Annotated in this window: 13 protein-coding genes and 1 riboswitch; of the genes, 8 read left to right on the top strand and 5 right to left on the bottom strand. The window is 64.4% G+C overall.

Annotated features, from left to right (window positions below; genetic code table 11):
* Nucleotides 1-39: 39 nt before the first annotated feature.
* The 7 genes from DDT93_RS24795 (at nucleotide 40) to DDT93_RS24765 (ending at nucleotide 11771) form a co-directional block, all read left to right on the top strand.
* The gene (locus tag DDT93_RS24795; protein ID WP_109468605.1) at nucleotides 40-1380 is read left to right on the top strand and encodes a metal-dependent hydrolase family protein; all 1341 of its coding nucleotides are present in this window, start codon (nucleotides 40-42) and stop codon (nucleotides 1378-1380) included.
* A 212-nt stretch (nucleotides 1381-1592) separates the two neighbouring features.
* Nucleotides 1593-2756, top strand: coding sequence for a carbohydrate porin (locus DDT93_RS24790; RefSeq protein ID WP_109468604.1), 1164 nt, complete (start codon nucleotides 1593-1595; stop codon nucleotides 2754-2756).
* Nucleotides 2757-2971: 215 nt separating this feature from the next.
* Nucleotides 2972-4777 carry an amidohydrolase gene (locus tag DDT93_RS24785; RefSeq protein WP_109468603.1) on the top strand — a complete coding sequence of 602 codons (1806 nt, stop codon included), beginning with the start codon at nucleotides 2972-2974 and terminating at the stop codon, nucleotides 4775-4777.
* Between the two features lie 457 nt (nucleotides 4778-5234).
* Nucleotides 5235-6626: a sulfatase-like hydrolase/transferase gene (locus DDT93_RS24780; RefSeq protein WP_232825565.1), complete on the top strand. Its 1392-nt coding sequence runs from the start codon at nucleotides 5235-5237 to the stop codon at nucleotides 6624-6626.
* A 305-nt stretch (nucleotides 6627-6931) separates the two neighbouring features.
* On the top strand, nucleotides 6932-8737 hold the full coding sequence (locus tag DDT93_RS24775) for an ABC transporter transmembrane domain-containing protein (protein ID WP_109468602.1): 1806 nt from the start codon (nucleotides 6932-6934) through the stop codon (nucleotides 8735-8737).
* 211 nt (nucleotides 8738-8948) lie between these two features.
* Nucleotides 8949-10829 (top strand): acyl-CoA synthetase, encoded by a 1881-nt coding sequence (locus tag DDT93_RS24770; RefSeq protein WP_109468601.1) that lies wholly within the window; start codon nucleotides 8949-8951, stop codon nucleotides 10827-10829.
* Nucleotides 10830-10844: 15 nt separating this feature from the next.
* A complete protein-coding gene (locus tag DDT93_RS24765) occupies nucleotides 10845-11771 on the top strand; it encodes an alpha/beta hydrolase (protein WP_109468600.1) in 927 nt (308 codons plus the stop codon).
* A gap of 3 nt (nucleotides 11772-11774) precedes the next feature.
* Here DDT93_RS24765 and DDT93_RS24760 read toward each other — a convergent pair whose 3' ends face one another.
* Nucleotides 11775-12338: a manganese efflux pump MntP gene (locus tag DDT93_RS24760; RefSeq protein ID WP_109468599.1), complete on the bottom strand. Its 564-nt coding sequence runs from the start codon at nucleotides 12336-12338 to the stop codon at nucleotides 11775-11777.
* A 5-nt stretch (nucleotides 12339-12343) separates the two neighbouring features.
* A riboswitch (yybP-ykoY riboswitch) is annotated at nucleotides 12344-12513 on the bottom strand.
* A 298-nt stretch (nucleotides 12514-12811) separates the two neighbouring features.
* On the opposite strand from DDT93_RS24760, the gene DDT93_RS24755 reads away from it, so the two are divergent.
* Nucleotides 12812-14371, top strand: coding sequence for a sensor histidine kinase (locus DDT93_RS24755; RefSeq protein WP_109468598.1), 1560 nt, complete (start codon nucleotides 12812-12814; stop codon nucleotides 14369-14371).
* A gap of 42 nt (nucleotides 14372-14413) precedes the next feature.
* Here DDT93_RS24755 and DDT93_RS24750 read toward each other — a convergent pair whose 3' ends face one another.
* From DDT93_RS24750 to DDT93_RS24735, 4 genes are all read right to left on the bottom strand, one after another.
* Complete coding sequence (locus DDT93_RS24750; RefSeq protein ID WP_109468597.1) at nucleotides 14414-15250, bottom strand: alkaline phosphatase family protein; 837 nt, start codon at nucleotides 15248-15250, stop codon at nucleotides 14414-14416.
* Nucleotides 15251-15314: 64 nt separating this feature from the next.
* Nucleotides 15315-16082 carry a hypothetical protein gene (locus DDT93_RS24745; protein WP_109468596.1) on the bottom strand — a complete coding sequence of 256 codons (768 nt, stop codon included), beginning with the start codon at nucleotides 16080-16082 and terminating at the stop codon, nucleotides 15315-15317.
* Between the two features lie 205 nt (nucleotides 16083-16287).
* Nucleotides 16288-17925 (bottom strand): ABC transporter ATP-binding protein, encoded by a 1638-nt coding sequence (locus DDT93_RS24740; protein WP_109468595.1) that lies wholly within the window; start codon nucleotides 17923-17925, stop codon nucleotides 16288-16290.
* Nucleotides 17922-18734, bottom strand: a complete 813-nt coding sequence (locus tag DDT93_RS24735; protein ID WP_109468594.1) for an ABC transporter permease — start codon at nucleotides 18732-18734, stop codon at nucleotides 17922-17924. The genes DDT93_RS24740 and DDT93_RS24735 overlap by 4 nt, the downstream gene beginning before the upstream one ends.

Genomic DNA, 18734 nt, shown 5'->3' with positions numbered 1-18734 from the left:
CATGCTGTCCCGGGCTGCGGACGATTTTAGGAGCGCGTGATGAAACCACTTAATTTTCTGGGACTTGCTGTTGCGGGCCTGATCGCCTGCAGCGCGGCGCGGGGGCAGGACGCGGCCTCGACGCCTATCCTCTTCACCAATGTGAACGTCTTTGACGGCGTGAACGAGCAGTTGATCGAAAACGCGAACGTTGTCGTCACCGGCCATCTGATCTCCGAGATTTCCTCCGAGCCCCTTACCGTTGCGGGCGGCACCGTGATCGACGGCGGTGGCCGGACCATGATCCCGGGAATGATCGACGTGCATTGGCATACCACCTACTGCTGTGCACTGCAGACCACGGTGATCACCGGCGACGTTTCGGAACTCGCGATCCGCGGTGCTCTTGGGACCGAGGAAACCCTGATGCGCGGCTTCACAACCGTGCGGGACGCTGGTGGCAACGTCTTTTCGATCAAGAAGCTGATCGACGCGGGCGACCTTGTCGGCCCCCGCATCCTGCCCTCGGGCCCGCCGATCACCCAGACGGGAGGGCATACCGATTATCGCCCCTACCAGTCGGTCCCGTCGAACCCGGGCGACGCGCTGTGGTACTGGTATGCGAATGCCGTCATGCTGCAGGCCGACGGCGTTCCCGAGGTGATCCTGCGCACCCGCGAAGTGATGCGCATGGGCGCGACCCAGATCAAGATTTCGGCCGGGGGCGGCGTGTCGTCGCTCTATGACCCGCTCGATGTCAGGCAATACACCAGGGCAGAGCTGGAAGCCTTCGTGGAAGTGGCGGACACCTACAACACTTACGTCCTTGCCCACATCTTCACCGACGAGGCCGCGCAGATCGCGCTGCAAGCCGGTGTGAAGTCGATCGAGCACGGCAACCTGCTGAGCGAAGAAACCCTCCGCATGATCAAGGAGAAGGACGCCTGGCTGTCGGTGCAGCCGATCCTGAATGACGAGGACGCGATCCAGTTCGCTGACCCGATCAGCACCGCGAAGTTCGAGGCCGTCACCGAGGGCACGGTGAACTCGATCCGGTTGGCCAAGGAGATGGGGGTAAACATCGCCTTCGGGACCGACATGCTGTTCGACCCGGTCCTGTCGCGCAAGCAGGCCGCTTTCGTCGCCAAGATGAAGGAATGGTTCACCCCGGCAGAGATCATGGTGCTGGTAACGTCTAACAACGCCAAGCTGCTGGAACTCTCCGGTCCCCGTCATCCCTATCAGGAAGGCCCGCTCGGCGTGCTCAAACCCGGGGCTTATGCCGACCTGATCCTCGTCGATGGCAACCCGCTGGAAGATATCGACCTGTTGAAGGACGTGGACAGCAACTTCGACCTGATCATGAAGAACGGGAAGGTCTACAAGAACACGCTCGACTAAGAGAGCCCCAGGTCGCCAGGCGCGGTGCGCGCTCAAAGAGTTCTTGTCTGGTGGGTTTCGTGGTACCTTGGGGCCATGACGCGCGCGGGGGGACTCATGCGAGATGTGCGGTACGCCGCGCCTCTCATGGCCATCGCGCATCTCGCGGAGGCTCAATTTTCGACCCAACAAGCGACCGAAAGAAATTGCCTTCCGATCCGGGGAAACATTGAATGACCAACAGATTTCTTCCCATTCTCGTGGCCGCATCCCTGTCGTGTACCATTGCGAACGAGGGATTGGCCGAAGTCACGTTTGACCATGCCTTCCGCTTCACCGCCTTTGGCGACTTCCCGACACAAGGGGGTCAGGACGACCGCTTCAGCGCAAGGCTCGATGCCTTCCTGACGGTGCGGGAGCTCTGGGAGGGCGCGACGCTGAGCTTTCAGCTGGAGTATGGCGATGGGGACGAGTTTCTCGGCCTTGGGGCTGCGGGCGTGATCTGGCCCACGAACGTCTTCGCGGCAGTGCCCCGTGCGACAGGTGACAACAACGCGACATTGTCCTTCACGCTGACGCAGGAAATCTCGCCCAGCACAAAGATCACCGTCGGCAAGTTCAACGTGATCGAACTGGCCCTTGGCACGCCGCTGGCGGGCGGCAGGGGCAGGGGGGGATTCCAGTACACCGGGATCGCGGCGCCGCCGAGCTTTGTCTTCCCTCCCTACGTCTTTGGCGGCTCGCTTTCGGTCACCACGGAGGACTGGAACTACTCCCTGATGATCTACGATCCGAACAATGCGCAGGGTAGCGGATTCTGGAGCGATCTGTTCGAGGATGGTGTCGTCTTCAATGGCACTGCGACCTACAAGACCTCCATTGCCGGACTGCCCGGATTTTACAGCATCAACCTGATCCACAGCACGGCGGAGGGAACCGACTACACCTCTCTCGCGACCTCGGCCGACATCGACGACTTCGGCCGGACCACCAAGGGCATCAATTTCGCCGCTCTGAAGTTCCAGCAGTACCTTTCCTACAAGGGGAACGACGAAGGCTGGGGCGTCTTCGGTCAGATCAGCTTTGGCGACGGCAACCCCAACCAGCTCGACAACGCCTTCATCCTCGGCCTTGCGGGCAGTTCACCGATCGAAGGGCGGGCCGCGGACCGCTGGGGCATCGCCTGGTCACGGTACAACTGGTCGGACGCCATGATCGCTGCATTAAAAGCCGGCGGCGGTGCGGGGCTTCGGGACGAGTGGGCGGTCGAGGCCTTCTACGAGGCGGAACTGACCGAGCACATGCGGCTTGGCGTCAACGCGATGCGGATCCACCCGGGTACCCCGGGCTTTGATGACTACACGCAGGTAGGGGTGCGGTTCCGGGCCCTGTTCTGAACCGAGAGAGGCGGCGCTAGAAGGAGACGGGGAGACCGGAGCTGTCGTCGAGCCATGCCCAACCCCCAAAAAACAGACGCAGGGCAGGAGGTTGAGATCGCTCGTTTAAAGAATGACATATCGTCTGGACCAACCTAATCTCGTGGAAGTAGCGGGGTCGTTACTGACTCGCGCTATGCATGTACTTCGTGACTTAATTCTTGGAGGTATTTCTCATGCGTGTTCTGGCGGGCAGCAGTGCCTTCTTGCTCGGGACGGTGGTGTCCTTTGCAGGCGCCATGGCTCAGGACATAGCGGACACCATCTATTCCGGCGGTCCGATCCTGACCATCAATGATGCACAGCCGACGGCTGAGGCCGTGGCGGTGAAGGATGGCAAGATCCTCGCGGTCGGAACGATGGACGAGATCTCGGCGCTTAAGGGCGATGCGACCGAGATGTTCGAACTGGCCGGGCGCGCCATGCTGCCGGGCTTTGTGGACAGCCACGGCCACGTCGTGATGGGCGGGATTCAGGCGCTCTCGGCAAACATGCTGGCGCCGCCCGATGGCGAAATCACTGACATCGCCAGCCTGCAGCAAGGGCTGCGCGACTGGATTGCCGAGAACAAGGAGATCGTGGACTCGGTGAACCTGGTCATCGGCTTCGGGTACGACAACGCGCAGCTGGCCGAGCTGCGGCACCCGACGCGGGACGAGCTCGACGAGGTCTCGGCGGATGTTCCAATCATGATCATTCACCAGTCGGGTCATCTGGGTGTCGCCAATTCCAAGGCGCTGGAGGTCGCGGGGATCACCGACGCCTCCGAGAACCCGCCGGGCGGGGTCATCCGCCGTGGCGATGACGGCTCGCCCAATGGCGTGCTGGAGGAATACGCCTTCTTCGGCACGCTGGTGCCGCTGCTGAGCCAGCTCGGGCCGGAGGGGTTCGAGACCTTCGCCAAGGCTGGGGCCGAGATGTGGGCGCGCTTCGGCTACACCACCGCGCAGGAGGGGCGCTCGAGCGCTGGCAACGTCGCGGCGCTGAAGGCGGTGGATGCCAAGGGCGAGCTGCCGATCGACGTGGTGGCGTTTCCCGACGTGCTGGAGGCGCAGGACTTCATCGAGGCCAATACCAGCCTGGAGTATGACGGGCGCGTGCGCGTGGGCGGCTGCAAGCTGACCATCGACGGCTCTCCGCAGGGCTTCACCGCGCTACGCGACCGGCCCTACTACGACCCGGTCGGCGACTATCCCCCGGGCTACAAGGGCTATGCCGCCGTTACCGAAGAACAGGTCAACGACTCGGTCGACTGGTGCTTTGAACACGGGTTCCAGATTCTCACCCATGCCAACGGCGAAGGCGCCTCGGACATGCTGATCGCCGCCATCACGGCGGCGGAGGAGAAGTACGGGGAGCCCACCAACCGCCCGGTGCTGATACATGGCCAGTTCCTGCGCGAGGATCAGGTGGACAGCATCAAGGCGCTGGGCGTCTTCCCGTCGCTCTTCCCGATGCACACCTACTACTGGGGCGACTGGCACCGCGATCACACGGTGGGTCCGGTCAACGCCGAGAACATTTCGCCGACCGGCTGGGTCCGCCAGCGCGGAATGATGTTCGGCTCGCATCACGATGCGCCCGTGGCCTTTCCGGACAGCATGCGGATCCTCTCGGCCACGGTGACCCGGCGCACGCGCTCGGGCGATATCCTTGGCCCGGCTCAGCGTGTTAGCGTCATGGATGGGCTCAAGGCCCTGACCATCTGGCCCGCGTGGCAGCACTTCGAGGAGGACCGGAAGGGCTCGATCGAAGTGGGCAAACTGGCCGATTTCGTGATCCTCTCCGACGATCCGACAGCGGTCGATCCGGAGACACTTGCCGAGCTGAGCATCAGGGTCACCATCAAGGACGGCGAAGTGGTCTACGAGGCGCCCGAGGGCGAGAAGAAGACCGAGTTGCGCGACCGCCCCTTCCTGGGAGATCCCGAGATGGGCCACGAGCTGCTGGATTCGATGTACGCGGCGATGAAGTCGAACTGAGGCGGGGCCACGTTTCTGCGGTCATCGCAGAGCCCACTCTGGTGGCCTTGATCGACGGGCCGCAGAACCACGCAAAGCGCCCCCGGGAATCCGGCGGGCGCTTTCGCTTTGCGGGTTGGCTGGTCGGGGCAACGGTCAGGGATCCCGTCACCACGCCCCCGGCCGGTGCGCTTTGCGTCTGATATAGGGAACGAGGGTCGCGGCCAGACCCGGACAGAGTCCCCTCTGTGTCAAAAGATTGTCTTGAAACGTCAAAAAAGTGTGAGAGCACGGTCTTACTAAACTTTTGGTTGTTTTATTCGAGGATTCTCAAATGACTAGCCTTTTCTTGGGGGCCATTGCCTCGCTCGCGTGTTTGGCACCCCCGCTGCTCGCACAAGATGCCGCACGTCCGAACATCCTGGTGATCTGGGGCGATGACGTCGGGATGTGGAACATTTCCGCCTAACACCGTGGCATGATGTGCTGCGAGACGCCGAACATCGACAGGATCGCCGACGAGGGTATGCTGTTCATGGATCACTACGCGCAGGCCTCCTGCACCGCCGGGCGCGCGGCCTTCATCACGGGCCAGTATCCGCTGCGCGTGGGGCTTTCGACCGTGGGCCTGCCCGGTGCGCCGCAGGGGCTTTCCACCGAGGACCCGACCCTTGCCGAGATGCTGAAGCCGCTGGGCTATCGCACGGGGCAGTTCGGCAAGAACCACCTCGGCGATCGGGACGAGCATCTGCCGACCAATCACGGCTTCGACGAGTTCTTTGGGATCGTCTACCACCTGAACGCCGGTGAATACATCGAACAGCCCGACTACCCCGCCCAGGCCTTCGAAGATGCGGGCCTCGCGCAGCGTGGCATCATCCACAGCTTTGCGACTGCGGACGGCGGTCAGGAGATCGAGGGTCTCGGTCCCTTCGGTCAGGAGGTTCAGAAGCACCTCGACCAGGATGTGCTGGAGCAGAGCAAGCGCTTTATCACCGAAGCCGTCGAGGCGGGCGACCCCTTCTTCGTCTGGCACAACACGACCCGGATGCACTATCGCACGAACCTTGACGATCACTACAACGGCATCACCGGAACCGGCAGCATCTATGCAGACGGCATGGTGGAGATGGACGACGACGTCGGAGAACTGCTCGACCTGCTCGACTCGCTGGGCGTTGCGGACAACACGATGGTGATGTTCTCGACCGACAACGGCGCGGCCTCCAATTCCTGGCCGGATGGCGGCAACCAGCCGTTCCGGGGAGAGAAGGGCGTTGGCGGCTACGAGGGTGGCTTCAAGGTGCCGATGATGGCGAAGTGGCCCGGGCTGATTGCTGCGGGATCGACCACCGGCGAACTGATGTCGATGGAGGACTGGATCCCGACGATCATGTCCCAGCTTGGCGAGCCCGAGCTGAAGCAGCAGTTGCTGGAAGGCGCGGAGATCGGAGGGAAATCCTACAAGGTGCACCTCGACGGGTACGACCAGACCCCCATCCTCACGCAGTCGGGCCCCTCGAACCGCCAGGAGTTCTTCTTCTTCACCGAGACGACCTTTCATGGGCTGCGCTTTGGCGAGTGGAAGTTCCTGTTCACCCATCAGGACCGCTGGTTCAACGGAGAGCAGTACGCGATGACCTCGCCGCTGATCACGCGGCTTGACCTCGATCCCTTCGAGCGTTTCCACGAGGCGCGTGGCTTTGACGAATGGCAGGAGAACCGGTCCTGGGCGATCGGGCCGGCGCTGGCGCTGGTGAACCAGTTCGTCGCCTCGTTCGAACAGTTCCCGCCGCGGATCGCCAGCTTCTCGACATCGGTGGAGGACATGTCCAAGCAGATCATGCAGGCGGCGCCGCCGCCGCAGTGAGGTGACTGACTAGACAGGAACAGGACACCCGGGCTGGCGGCCCGGGTGTTTTCGTTTCAGGCAGACCGGCGGCCCCTGGGAACACGTTTTCGTGGGGCAGGTGGTCCCCGCTTCGGTCTGGCGGGTCGGCAGCGGTGTACTCCGCGCCTGTTTCAACCCCGTCCGCGCGGGGAAATTACCGGTTCCCGCGAGAGTGTCGCAGGCTTTCGCGGTTGACCCTGACGGCCACTGGGGCCATCAACCAGCCCAGTATCGGGCGGCCCGGTTCAATTGCAGGGGCCGCGCAGGTCTCTTACAGGAAGCACATGGCCCGTTCCCCCAAGACACAGGCGCCGGGCGCCACCGAAGACCGTGCCCCCTCGCGCAACATCCGCGGGCTCGAAGCGCTCTGGCCCTTCCTGCGGCCCTATCGCGGTCTGCTGGTCGCCGCCTGTCTCGCGCTGATCCTCACCGCCGGGGTCTCGCTGACCCTGCCGCTTGCGGTGCGCCGGGTGATCGACAACTTCCGGGGCGGCAACGACGCGCTGCTGAACCAGTACTTCGTCGCCGCGCTGGCCATCGCCGCGCTGCTCGCCGTCGGGACTGGCCTTCGCTATGCGCTGGTGACCCGGCTGGGCGAGAGGGTGGTGGCCGATATCCGCAAGGCGGTGTTCGACCGTGTGATCGGGATGAGCCCCTCGTTCTACGAGAAGATCATGACCGGCGAAGTGCTGAGCCGGATCACCACCGACACCACGCTGATCCAGTCTGTCGTAGGCTCCTCCGCTTCCATCGCGCTGCGCAACATCCTCCTCTTCCTTGGTGGCATGGTGCTGATGCTCGCCACCTCTCCCAAGCTGACGGGTCTGGTCCTGTTGCTGGTGCCGCTGGTGATCGTTCCGATCATGACGCTGGGCCGCCGCCTGCGCCGGATCAGCCGCGAGAACCAGGACTGGATCGCCGCCTCCTCGGGCAGCGCCTCGGAGTCGCTCTCGGCGGTCCAGACGGTGCAGGCCTTCACCCACGAGACTCTGAGCCGCTCGCAGTTCGCCGAGGTCACCGAAGTTTCCTATGCCGTGTCGCTGCGCCGCATCCGGACGCGCGCGCTGATGACGGTGATCGTCATCTTCCTCGTGTTCAGCGGCATCGTCGGTGTCCTGTGGATCGGTGCCAACGACGTGCGCGGGGGCACCATGTCGGACGGGGCGCTGGTCCAGTTCGTGATCTACGCCGTGATGGTCGCGGGCGCGGTTGCCGCGCTCTCGGAGATCTGGGGCGAACTGCAGCGTGCGGCCGGGGCGACCGAACGGCTGGTGGAACTGCTGGACAGCCGCGATACCGTCAACGACCCCGCCGCGCCTGCCACCCTCCCGGAGCCGGTGCGCGGTGCCATCGCCTTCGAGGACGTGAACTTTGCCTATGCCTCGCGCCGCGAAGTTCCGGCCCTGAACGGGGTCTCCTTCGAGATCAACCCGGGCGAGACGGTCGCCTTCGTCGGTCCCTCCGGCGCGGGCAAGACCACGATCATCCAGATGATCCTGCGCTTTTACGATCCGGACAGCGGGCGTATCCTGCTGGATGGCATCCCGCTGGACAGCCTGTCGCGCGACAGCTTCCGCAAGCATGTCGCGCTGGTCCCGCAGGACCCGGTGATCTTTGCCACCTCGGCGCGCGACAACATCCGGTTTGGCCGGCCCGACGCCACCGACGCCGAGGTCGAGGAAGCGGCCCGGGCCGCAGCCGCGCATGAGTTCATCATGGGGCTGAGCCAGGGCTATGACAGCCCGCTGGGTGAACGCGGCGTGATGCTCTCAGGCGGACAGAAGCAGCGCATCGCCATCGCGCGTGCGATCCTGCGGGATGCCCCCGTGCTGTTGCTGGACGAGGCGACCTCGGCGCTCGATGCCGAGAGCGAGCGCGCGGTGCAGCAGGCGGTCGACGAGCTGTCGAAGGATCGTACCACGCTGATCGTGGCGCACCGCCTCGCCACGGTGAAGAAAGCGGACCGGATCATCGTGATGGAGGGCGGCGAGATCGTCGCCTCCGGCACCCACGACGCGCTGGTGGCCGAGGGCGGGCTCTATGCGCGCCTCGCGCGGCTGCAGTTCACCGACGGGATCGCGGCGGAATAGTTTTGTTTGAGGGCGGGCGCTTGGCGCCTGCCACAGGGCCGCGCGTCTAGGGTCGGCCCCGGCACGTAGACAACCAGCCGGGCAGGGGCTCCTTGCCCGGCCCTCCCATTGCGTGACGTCATTTGGGCCTCGCGCTTGCACCGCCTTGGATTTCCTTACATTCTGCGCGCCAAGAGGAGGCCCCCCAAGAGGGGCGGATGGGAGAATTCACATGACATTCGCGTCGCTGCAGGACAGTCAACGTATTCAGAACGAAATGCCCTGGGAGGCGCGCGACCTGCCGACGACGGTCTACGAGATGCTGTCGATCACCAGTGCCAAGTTCCCGAACCGCTCGGCTGTGACGTTCCAGCTGCTGTCCGGACCGACCGACAAGGCCGAGACGCTGACGTGGACTCAGCTGAAGGACAAGGTGACCCAGGCTGCCAACCTGTTCCGCTCGCTGCGGATCGGGCCCGACGACGTGATCGCGCTGATCCTGCCGAACTGCACCGAGACGGTCATCGCCACTCTGGCCGGGACGGTGGCCGGGATCGTCAACCCGATCAACCCGCTGCTGGAGCCCGAACAGATCGGAGCCATCCTGCGCGAAACCGGGGCCAGCGTCGTGGTCACGCTCAAACCCTTTCCGAAGACCGATATCGCGCAGAAGGCCCATGAGGCCGTGCGCCATGCGCCCGGCGTGCACACGGTCCTCGAAATTGACCTCAATCGCTATCTGACGCCGCCGAAGAGTTGGCTCGTGCCGCTGATCCGCCCCAAGATCACCGGCTCGCATCACGCCGACATCAAGAGCTTCAACAAGGAAGTCGCCGCCCAGCCGAAGACGCTGAGCTTCGAGGACGTCAAGAAGGACCGCGTCGCCGCCTACTTCCACACCGGCGGGACCACGGGCATGCCGAAGGTGGCCCAGCACAAGTACTCGGGCATCGTCTATCAGGGCTGGATCGGGCACGAGCTGCTCTATTCCGAGACCGACAGCGTGATGTGCCCGCTGCCGCTGTTCCACGTCTTTGCCTGCCACGTGATCCTGATGGCCGTGGTCAAATCGGGCGCGCATGTCGTCTTCCCGACGCCTGCAGGCTATCGCGGCGACGGGGTGTTCAAGAACTTCTGGAAGCTCTGCGAGCGCTGGAAGACCACCTTCGTGATCACCGTGCCCACCGCCGTTTCTGCGCTGATGCAGAACAAGGTCGACGCCGATATCTCGACCGTGCAGAACGCCTTCTCCGGCTCGGCGCCGATGCCACTGGAACTGTTCCGTCGCTTCACCGAGGCGACCGGCGTGAACATCGTCGAAGGGTACGGCCTGACCGAGGCGACCTGCCTCGTGTCCTGCAACCCGGTCGACGGCGAGAAGAAGATCGGCAGTGTGGGCGTGCCGTTCCCCTATACCGACGTCAAGATCTACCGGGTGGTGGATGGCGCGCCGGTGCAGTGCGCGACCGACGAAGTGGGCGAGATCTGCATCTCGAACCCGGGTGTCTTTGCCGGGCATACCTACACCGAAGAGGCCAAGAACAAGGACCTCTATCACCACAACATCTACCTGCGGACCGGAGACCTCGGCCGTCTGGACGCGGACGGCTATCTCTGGATTACCGGCCGTGCCAAGGACCTGATCATTCGCGGCGGTCACAACATCGACCCCGCCGAGATCGAGGAGGCGTTGCTGCGCCATCCCGCGGTTGCCTTCGCCGGGGCGGTGGGCCAGCCCGATGCCAAGGCGGGCGAACTGCCCTGCGCCTTTGTCGAACTGGTCGGCGGTGCCACGGTGACCGAGGGCGAGTTGATGGACCACTGCAGCATCCACGTGCATGAGCGCGCGGCGCGTCCCAAGCACCTGACCATCCTGCCCGAACTGCCGAAGACGGCGGTCGGCAAGGTGTTCAAGCCCGAACTGCGCAAGATGGCGATCACCCGCGTCTACAACGCTGCGCTGGAAGAGGCGCAGTTGCAGGCGCGCGTCGTCTCGGTGATCGACGACAAGAAGCGCGGTCTGGTGGCCCAGCTTGACCGTCGCGGCGCTGACGAGGCGGAGGTTGCGAAGGTGCTTGGCAGCTTCACCCGGCCCTGGGAATGGGCGGCCTGAGGAGCCCGGGACCGAATGGACTACGACAAGCTGATTGCGCCGGACACCTGGGAGTTCATCCGCAAGACGGCGGAATACTACCCGGAGGACGCGGTCGACCTCGACATCGAGGGACAGCGCCGCGTCTACGATGCCATGTGCAAGGCGTTTCACCGTCCTCATCCTGCGGGCATCAGCACCGAGGACCGGACCGTGGACGGGGTGCCCGTTCGCATCTACTGGGCGGGTGAGCCCGGCAGCACGGTGATGTACTTTCACGGCGGAGGCTTCGTCGTGGGCGGTCTTGAGAGCCACGACGACGTCTGCGCCGAGATCTGCGCGGGCACGGGGTACCGGGTGATCTCGGTCGACTACCGGCTTGCACCCGAGCACAGGCACCCGGCGGCCTTTCGCGATGCTTGGAAGGCAACACGGTGGGCGGTGGATCATTACGATCAGCGCGTCGTGCTGGTCGGTGACAGCGCGGGGGGCAACCTCGCCGCCGCCGTGGCGCACCACGCGCGCGGCCGTCTAGGCGGGATCATCGGGCAGGTGCTGATCTATCCGGGCCTTGGAGGAGACACCACCAAGGGATCCTACGTCGAACACGCGAACGCCCCGATGCTCAGCACCGCCGACGTGCTGTACTACAACAAGGTCCGGGCGGACGAGGACGGTGTGCCGACGGATGACGCCACCTTCGCCCCCCTGCAGGACAAGAACTTCGCCGATCTGCCGCGCACGGTGATCTTCACCGCCGAATGCGACCCGCTGGAAAGCGACGGCCCAGCCTACGCGGCAAAGCTCGAGGCCGAGGATGTGCCGGTGCGGGTGATCCGCGAACCGGGCCTCGTGCACGGCTACCTGCGGGGACGGTTCATGTCACAGGCGGCGGCCGAGAGTTTCGAGCGGATCGAGGTCGCGGTGGAAGCGCTGGGGCAGGGTTACTGGCCCTACGACTGACCCTCAGTGGGTCAGGTGCTCCAGCAGGATCCCCGATCCGAGCAGCATCAGGACGATGCCGCCGGCCATCTCGGCGATATGTCCGAAGCGGCTGCCGATGACGCGTCCGAACATGACGCCCACGGTGGCCATCACGGCTGTGACCAGACCGATCACCAGCGCGACGGTCAGGATGCTGACCTGCAGGAATGCGAGCGAGATGCCCACCGCCGCCGCATCGACCGAGGTGCCGACCGCAGTGGCCAGCAGCACCAGCGGACTCTGCCTTCCGCGCGCCGGCGCGGGAAGGTCACGGTCGCGCCAGCCGTGCAGCGCCATGCGACCGCCCACCAGCAACAGCAGGGTGAAGGCGATCCAGTGGTCGATGGCCTCGACGTAGCCGCTGGCCAGCATCCCGGCACCCCAGCCCAGCAGGGGCGTGACAGCCTCGACCGCACCAAAGACAAGGCCGGTGCGCAACGCGCGGGCAAAGCCCGGGTGACGTTCCGTGGCGCCGTTTCCGATCGCGGCGATGAAAGCATCGACGGACAGGCCGATGGCCAGAAATCCAATGGCAAGGGGCGACATGAGTCATCCTCCCGGGCAGATCCGGACGGTTCACGGCCCCCCAGCCCGAAGGACACCACCGTCACGGTCTTGCAAGGCCCGAAGGCTGAACGCGCCACGCGGATATCCCCGCGAGGATGTTGACGCGCTCCCGCTGGCTCAGCGGCTGCTACTCCCCGATGCGCAGGCACTTAGGGCGAGTTCGAAAAGATGTAAAGATATCAATGTGATGTGTTCTTGCGACGCATTTGCAGAAACGCCGTAAACGCCTGCCAGTTCAGGGTTTTGCCGCCGTTGTGGGCCGCAAAGTTTTTTCCGGGCGCGTCACGATCCGGGCCCATGGCCGCACTTTCCGCGCACGTCAGGTGCATGACGTGGCGTTAGCCACCGCAATTGAATAGGTATTTCATGCTTAAATCTTTTTCTGGCCCCAGCTTTGCCACGGTTGCCAAGGCAACTGGACACTTCGAACCTCTCTCCTCAGGGTCAAGTCCATGTTCACCGTCCTTTCGTGCATCACGGTTCAGCACGATTTCAGCCTCGTCGTTCTGGCGGCTGTTATCTGCCTGTTCGGAAGCTGGGTCACCTCGCGGCTGCACCGGTACGCACGGAATCGCTCGCACCGCCAGTCGATCTCGTGGCATCTGCTGTCGGCGCTGACTGCGGGCATCTCGATCTGGTGTACGCATTTCGTCGCCATGCTCGGGTTCCGGCCGGAGGTTCCCGTCAACTTCGAACTAGTGCTGACCTTCGCCTCGCTGCTGATCGCGATCTTGGGCAGCGGTCTTGGCATCATGTTTGCCGCCATGTCCAACATGCGCCATGCCCCGCTGATCGGAGGCGCGATCCTTGGTCTCGCGATCTCGGGCATGCACTACGCGGGGATGATCGCCTATCGGGTTCAGGGCCTCGTGTCCTGGCAGCTCGGGTTCCTCGTCGTGTCCATCGCGCTGGCGGTGCTGTTCTCCTCCATAGCCCTGTACTACGGGAGCAAGGGCAGGAAGATGTCAGAGGTTCAGATGACCCTGCTGCTGACGGTCGCCATCGTCAGCCTGCATTTCACCGGGATGGCGGCGTTCCGCGTGGCGCCGATGGATATCTCAGGCGAGTACGTGAACCCCGAGGCGCTCAAGGTGCTGGCCGTCGCCATCGGCGGAACGGCCATCCTGATCGTGCTGGGCGGCCTGTTCTGCTATGCCATCGAGAACCGGACCCGGATGGAAAGCATCGCGGAGCTGACCGCGGCACGGAACGCCGCCGAAAGCGCCAGCCGCGCCAAGTCCGAGTTCCTGAGCGTGCTGAGCCATGAACTCAGAACGCCGTTAACCATCGTGCTGGGCTATTCCGGAATGCTCTCCAAACTGCAGGAAACCCAGGCGCAGCGTGCCCGGTTCAACGGCACAGTGGTCGAGCCCGGAGCCAACCCGCTGGTGGATCAGGCCGAACTCTATGGCCAGAAGATCTCGGGCGCGGCGTCGCATCTGCTGACCCTGATCAACGAGATCCTCGACTATACCAGCATGGAACTGGGCGATGCCAACCTCGCCCGGATATCCTTCCCGGTCGATGAACTGCTGTCCGAAGTTGCGGATCAGTTCGGTGACGCTGCCCGTGAAAAGTCGGCTATGCTGCATCTGGAGAGCGATGTGATCATTGCCCTCGCCGACCGGGGGCGGTGCCTGCAGATTCTGACCAACCTCGTGGGCAACGCGCTCAAGTTCTCCAAGGCCACGGACATCCACCTGCGCGCGGCGCTGGAGAGCGACGGCTTCAGGATCGAGGTTACGGACAACGGCTGCGGCATTTCCGAAGAATACCTCGACCAGATCTTCGAAGCTTTCCGGCAGGTCGAAACCGCGGACAACCGCAAGGAAGGGGGCACCGGCCTTGGCCTTGCCATCTGCCGGAAGCTGGCGATGGCGCATGGCGGCGACGTGACCGTGCGCAGCAATCTGGGGAAGGGGACGACCTTTACAGTCTCCCTCCCGGCCAGCGCGGTCGACGACGAGGCGACAGAGGCGGCCAATCGCGGCGAAATGCGAATGGCCGGCTGAAGCAGCCGACCACGGGGATCTCGCTGTGCGTTGCCAAGCCCGTCAGCGCAGGAACGGCTTGGCCTTCATCGTCTCGGGGATCGGGGCGCCAAGCCGGCTGAGGATGGTCGGGGCCAGTTGCAGCTGGTCGATCACGTCATCCACACCGGGGCCTTCCGCATCGCCGAAGTAGTAGAGCGCCGCCTCCTGCTGCAGGGCGCTGCGCCCGCCGTGATGGCCGCGCTCGTCCTGCCCGTGATCGGCGGTCACGATGATCTCGTACCCCATCGCCCGCCAGCGGGGGATGAAGGGGGCCAGCATCTCGTCCATAACCGCGCAGGCGTGATCCATCTCCTGGCTCTCGTGGTAGAAGCGGTGCCCCATGCTGTCGAGGGTGCAGGTGTGCAGCATCCCGTAGTTCAGCCCGAACCGGCCGCAGAGATTGGTCAGCGTGCCGAAGAGGTCCACGTCGGAGGGTGTCATCTGGTTGATCAGCCCATAGCCCGTCATCGTGTGGAACCGGCCGTGGTTGATGGTGTCGCTCTCGGGCTCGTCGTACTCGATGTCACGGACCACGTCGAAGGGATGGCGGTTGAAGAAGGACGACCAGAAGGAATGCGCCACCGCGCCGGTCACGCCGCCGCCCTTGCGCACCTGGCTGAACACGTCGGGTTCCTTCAGGCGGAATACGTTGCCGTTGCCGGTGCAGCCGTGCACCTGCGGGCTGACCCCGGTGTGGATCGACGCATAGCAGGAGGCCGAGATCGAGGGCAGCACCGCGCGGTGTTTCCAGACCCGCGCCTCGCCGCTCGCGACCCAGCCTTCCAGGTTGCCGAACAGGCGGCGCCAGTTGCGCCAGGGTACGCCGTCGAGAATGATGAGGAGGAGCTTGCCGTTCATCGTCTTGGTCCTGCTTCCAGATGGTCCGATCTGCGCCGAACCTAGCATGGCCGCAGGGCGCCGCCTATGCGCTGACACGCTGATTTCTAAACGATTCCTGGCTTGGCGGGCAGGTTCCGACATTCTGTCGTTCTTGCGCGACAAGCCTGCGCCGGGCGGCCTCGGGAAGCTCCAGAAGATCGAGAATCGCCGTGGCCGGACCGAACTCCGCGTGGGTGTAGACCTCGAGCGGGGCCATCATGACGTCGATGCCGTCGATATGGCTGGTGATGGCGCGCGCCTCTCGGGCAAGGTCCGAGCGGCGGGGAAAGGCGCTGCGGAAGGTGGCAAAGCCCTCCATCGTGCCGCGCGTGCGGGAGACGTGCCCGAAGACGCTCTTGAGCCAGCTGTCGGACTCGCGCGTGGTAAAGACCACGGTCAGGGCCGGGGCGTCTCCGAACCGGGCCCGCAGTTCCTCGGTGATCAGTTCGATCAGCGGGCGCGCGATCGGCTCGTAGGAGATCACCGGGCGATGGAAGAGGTTGTTGTAGCCCGGCATGACCCCGGACAGCGCCTCGCAGGAGATCACGATGGTCTCGCGCTCGGGCACGGTGGCGAGGAAGGCGCGGAAATGCGCGCGGAAACGCTCTTTCAGCCAGAACAGGGGGCGCTTGCCATAGTGCCGCGCCTCCCACGAGACGTCGCCGAGGTCGTCCTCGAAGTAGAAATCGGCGTAGTCCGAGAGCACCTCGATGTTCTCGCGCAGGAAGTGCTGGAGGCTTGTGGTGCCCGTCTTGTGGAAACCGGGGTGGAGGATGATCTTGCGGACAGCGTTCGGGCAATCGTTTGTCATGTGGCTGACTTTCCACGCATGTTGTCGGGGCGCGGGACCAGTGTGGCGCCGCATGATCCCTTGAACGCGCCAGCGCTGGAGTTCCGTCACTGCTCCGGACGCGATGTGCGGAAGGTGGCCGAAGGCAGGGGACCATGGGCTACGCGGAAACGCGAACGGCCGGAGCCATGGGCCCCGGCCGTCTGTCAGCGCGCTGGCTCCGGGGTCAGTTCCCGGCGCTTTCCATCCTGCGGTGCTCGATGACTTCTTCCAGCCAGCCGAGACGCATCTCGGGGACGGAGGACAGCAGCAGGTCGGTGTAGTCGTCGAAGGGCGGGCTCAGGACCTGGCTCTTGGGTCCGTAGCGGACCACCTTGCCCTGGTACATGACCGCGATGCTGTCGGCGATGGCGCGCACGGTGGCAATGTCATGGGTGATGAACAGGTAGGCCACGTCCTCAACCTTTTGCAGGTTCAGCAGGAGCTTGAGGATGCCGTCTGCCACCAGCGGATCGAGCGCCGAGGTTACCTCGTCGCAGATGATCAGTTTGGGCTTGGCCGCGAGGGCGCGGGCAATGCACACCCGCTGTTTCTGCCCGCCCGAGAGCTCGGCCGGGTAGCGGTCGATAAAGCCGGTTCCCAGTTCGATCTCGTCCAGCAGCTCCTGGATGCGCTCGCGTTTGGCTTTGCCCTTCATGCCGAAGTAGAACTCCAGCGGGCGCCCGATGATGGTGCCGACGGTCTGACGCGGGTTCATCGCCACGTCCGCCATCTGGTAGATCATCTGCAACTCGCGCAGGTCCTCGCGGGTCCGGCCCTTGAGGTCAGCCGAGAGGTTGCGCCCGGCGAACTCGATCTTGCCGTCGCGCGGTGGCAGCAGACCCGTGATCACCCGTGCGAGCGTGGACTTGCCGGACCCCGACTCGCCCACCACGGCGAGGGTCTGGCCGGGGTGCACCTCGACGTTCACGTTCTTGAGCACGTCAAAGTTGGTGCCCCGGTAGCGCGCGTTGATGCCCTTGACCGTCAGCACCGGCTCGGGCGTCGGTTTTTTCTCTTCGTGGGTGATCGAGCGCACCGAGACGAGGGCCTGGGTGTATTCCTCGCGCGGGGCGTTGATGATCTGGTCAGTGTCGCCGTATTCCACCATGTCGCCGTTGCGCAGCACCATGATGTGGTCCGACACCTGGGCCACCACCGCGAGGTCGTGGGTGATGTAGAGCGCCGCCACCCCGGTTGCCGCGATGGCCTGCTTGATCGCCGCCAGCACGTCGATCTGCGTGGTCACGTCGAGCGCGGTGGTCGGCTCGTCGAAGACCACCAGATCCGGCTGCGGACAAAGCGCCAGCGCGGTCATGCAGCGCTGAAGCTGGCCGCCCGACACCTGGTGCGGGTAGCGGTTGCCGATGGTCTCGGGGTTCGGCAGGCTCAGCTGGCGGAACAGGTCGACGGCACGCTTCTCCGCCTCTGACTTCGAGAACTTGCCGTGGCGGATCGCCGCCTCGGTCACCTGGTCCATGATCTTCTTGGCCGGGTTGAACGAGGCCGCCGCCGATTGCGACACGTAGGTCACCTCGGAGCCGCGCAGCTTGCGCAGGGCACCGAGGCCGCCCTTGAGAATGTCGCGCCCGTTGATCCAGACTTCGCCGCCGGTGATCTCCACGCCGCCCCGGCCGTAACCGAGGGTCGAGAGGCCGATGGTCGACTTGCCTGCGCCGGATTCACCGATCAGCCCGAGGACCTTGCCCTTTTCCAGTTCGAAATCGACGCCGTGGACGATCTCGATGTCGTGGGGCTTTTCGCCCGGGGGGTAGACCGTGGCCCCGATCTTTAGGTTCTTGACCTTGACGAGAGGATCGCTCATCCGCGGCCTCCTTTCAGCGAGGTGGTGCGGTTCAGGACCCAGTCGGCCACGAGGTTTACGCTGATCGCCAGTGTGGCGATGGCCACAGCCGGGTAGAGCGCAGCGCCGATGCCATAGACGATTCCGTCCGCGTTCTCCTTCACGATGCCGCCCCAATCGGCGCCGGGCGGTTGCACGCCAAGGCCGAGGAACGACAGGGTCGAGACGAAGAGCACCATGAAGATGAACCGCATCCCCATCTCCGCCACCAGCGGCGACAGGGCGTTGGGAAGGATCTCGCGGAAGATGACCCAGCGATTGCCTTCACCGCGAAGGCGTGCCGCCTCGACATAGTCCATCACGTTGATGTCCACCGCGACTGCGCGGGCCAGACGATAGACGCGGGTGGAGTCGAGGAAGCCCATCACGAGGATCAGGACCGGCACTGTCACCGGCATGACCGAGAGCACGACCAGCGCGAAGATCAGCGTGGGGATCGACATCAGCAGGTCGACGAAGCGCGACATGAGCTGATCCCACCAGCCGCCGAGGACGGTGGCGAGAAAGCCGAGGATCGCACCGGTGGTGAAGCTGAGGATCGTCGCCGCCGTGGCGATGAAGATTGTCGTCCGCCCGCCATAGATCATCCGGCTCAGCAGGTCGCGCCCGATGTTGTCGGTGCCGAGCAGGTAGTCGGCCGAGGACGGTTCCCAGACCTGCCCGACGACTTCGGCCACGCCGTAGGGGGCGATCAGCGGCGCAAAGATCGCGGCAAGGAAGTAGATCGCCGTCAGGATCAGGCCGATCAGGGCTGCAAGAGGTATACGCAT

Origin of the sequence: Albibacillus kandeliae (genome assembly GCF_003116585.1) — a bacterium.
In the GTDB taxonomy this organism is placed as follows: domain Bacteria; phylum Pseudomonadota; class Alphaproteobacteria; order Rhodobacterales; family Rhodobacteraceae; genus Albibacillus; species Albibacillus kandeliae.
The sequence above is the reverse complement of the archived record's forward strand: the minus strand, read 5'-3'. Positions and strand labels throughout refer to the sequence as shown.

Excerpts from the sequence above, each read along its gene's own strand:
- DDT93_RS24780 (WP_232825565.1), top strand. The coding sequence starts at position 5,235 with ATGATGTGCTGCGAGACGCCGAACATCGACAGGATCGCCGACGAGGGT.
- DDT93_RS24760 (WP_109468599.1), bottom strand. The coding sequence starts at position 12,338 with ATGTCGCCCCTTGCCATTGGATTTCTGGCCATCGGCCTGTCCGTCGAT.
- DDT93_RS24750 (WP_109468597.1), bottom strand. The coding sequence starts at position 15,250 with ATGAACGGCAAGCTCCTCCTCATCATTCTCGACGGCGTACCCTGGCGC.
- DDT93_RS24740 (WP_109468595.1), bottom strand. The coding sequence starts at position 17,925 with ATGAGCGATCCTCTCGTCAAGGTCAAGAACCTAAAGATCGGGGCCACG.
- DDT93_RS24735 (WP_109468594.1), bottom strand. The coding sequence starts at position 18,734 with ATGCGTATACCTCTTGCAGCCCTGATCGGCCTGATCCTGACGGCGATC.
- DDT93_RS24745 (WP_109468596.1), bottom strand. The coding sequence starts at position 16,082 with ATGACAAACGATTGCCCGAACGCTGTCCGCAAGATCATCCTCCACCCC.
- DDT93_RS24785 (WP_109468603.1), top strand. The coding sequence starts at position 2,972 with ATGCGTGTTCTGGCGGGCAGCAGTGCCTTCTTGCTCGGGACGGTGGTG.
- DDT93_RS24770 (WP_109468601.1), top strand. The coding sequence starts at position 8,949 with ATGACATTCGCGTCGCTGCAGGACAGTCAACGTATTCAGAACGAAATG.
- DDT93_RS24775 (WP_109468602.1), top strand. The coding sequence starts at position 6,932 with ATGGCCCGTTCCCCCAAGACACAGGCGCCGGGCGCCACCGAAGACCGT.
- DDT93_RS24790 (WP_109468604.1), top strand. The coding sequence starts at position 1,593 with ATGACCAACAGATTTCTTCCCATTCTCGTGGCCGCATCCCTGTCGTGT.
- DDT93_RS24755 (WP_109468598.1), top strand. The coding sequence starts at position 12,812 with ATGTTCACCGTCCTTTCGTGCATCACGGTTCAGCACGATTTCAGCCTC.
- DDT93_RS24765 (WP_109468600.1), top strand. The coding sequence starts at position 10,845 with ATGGACTACGACAAGCTGATTGCGCCGGACACCTGGGAGTTCATCCGC.
- DDT93_RS24795 (WP_109468605.1), top strand. The coding sequence starts at position 40 with ATGAAACCACTTAATTTTCTGGGACTTGCTGTTGCGGGCCTGATCGCC.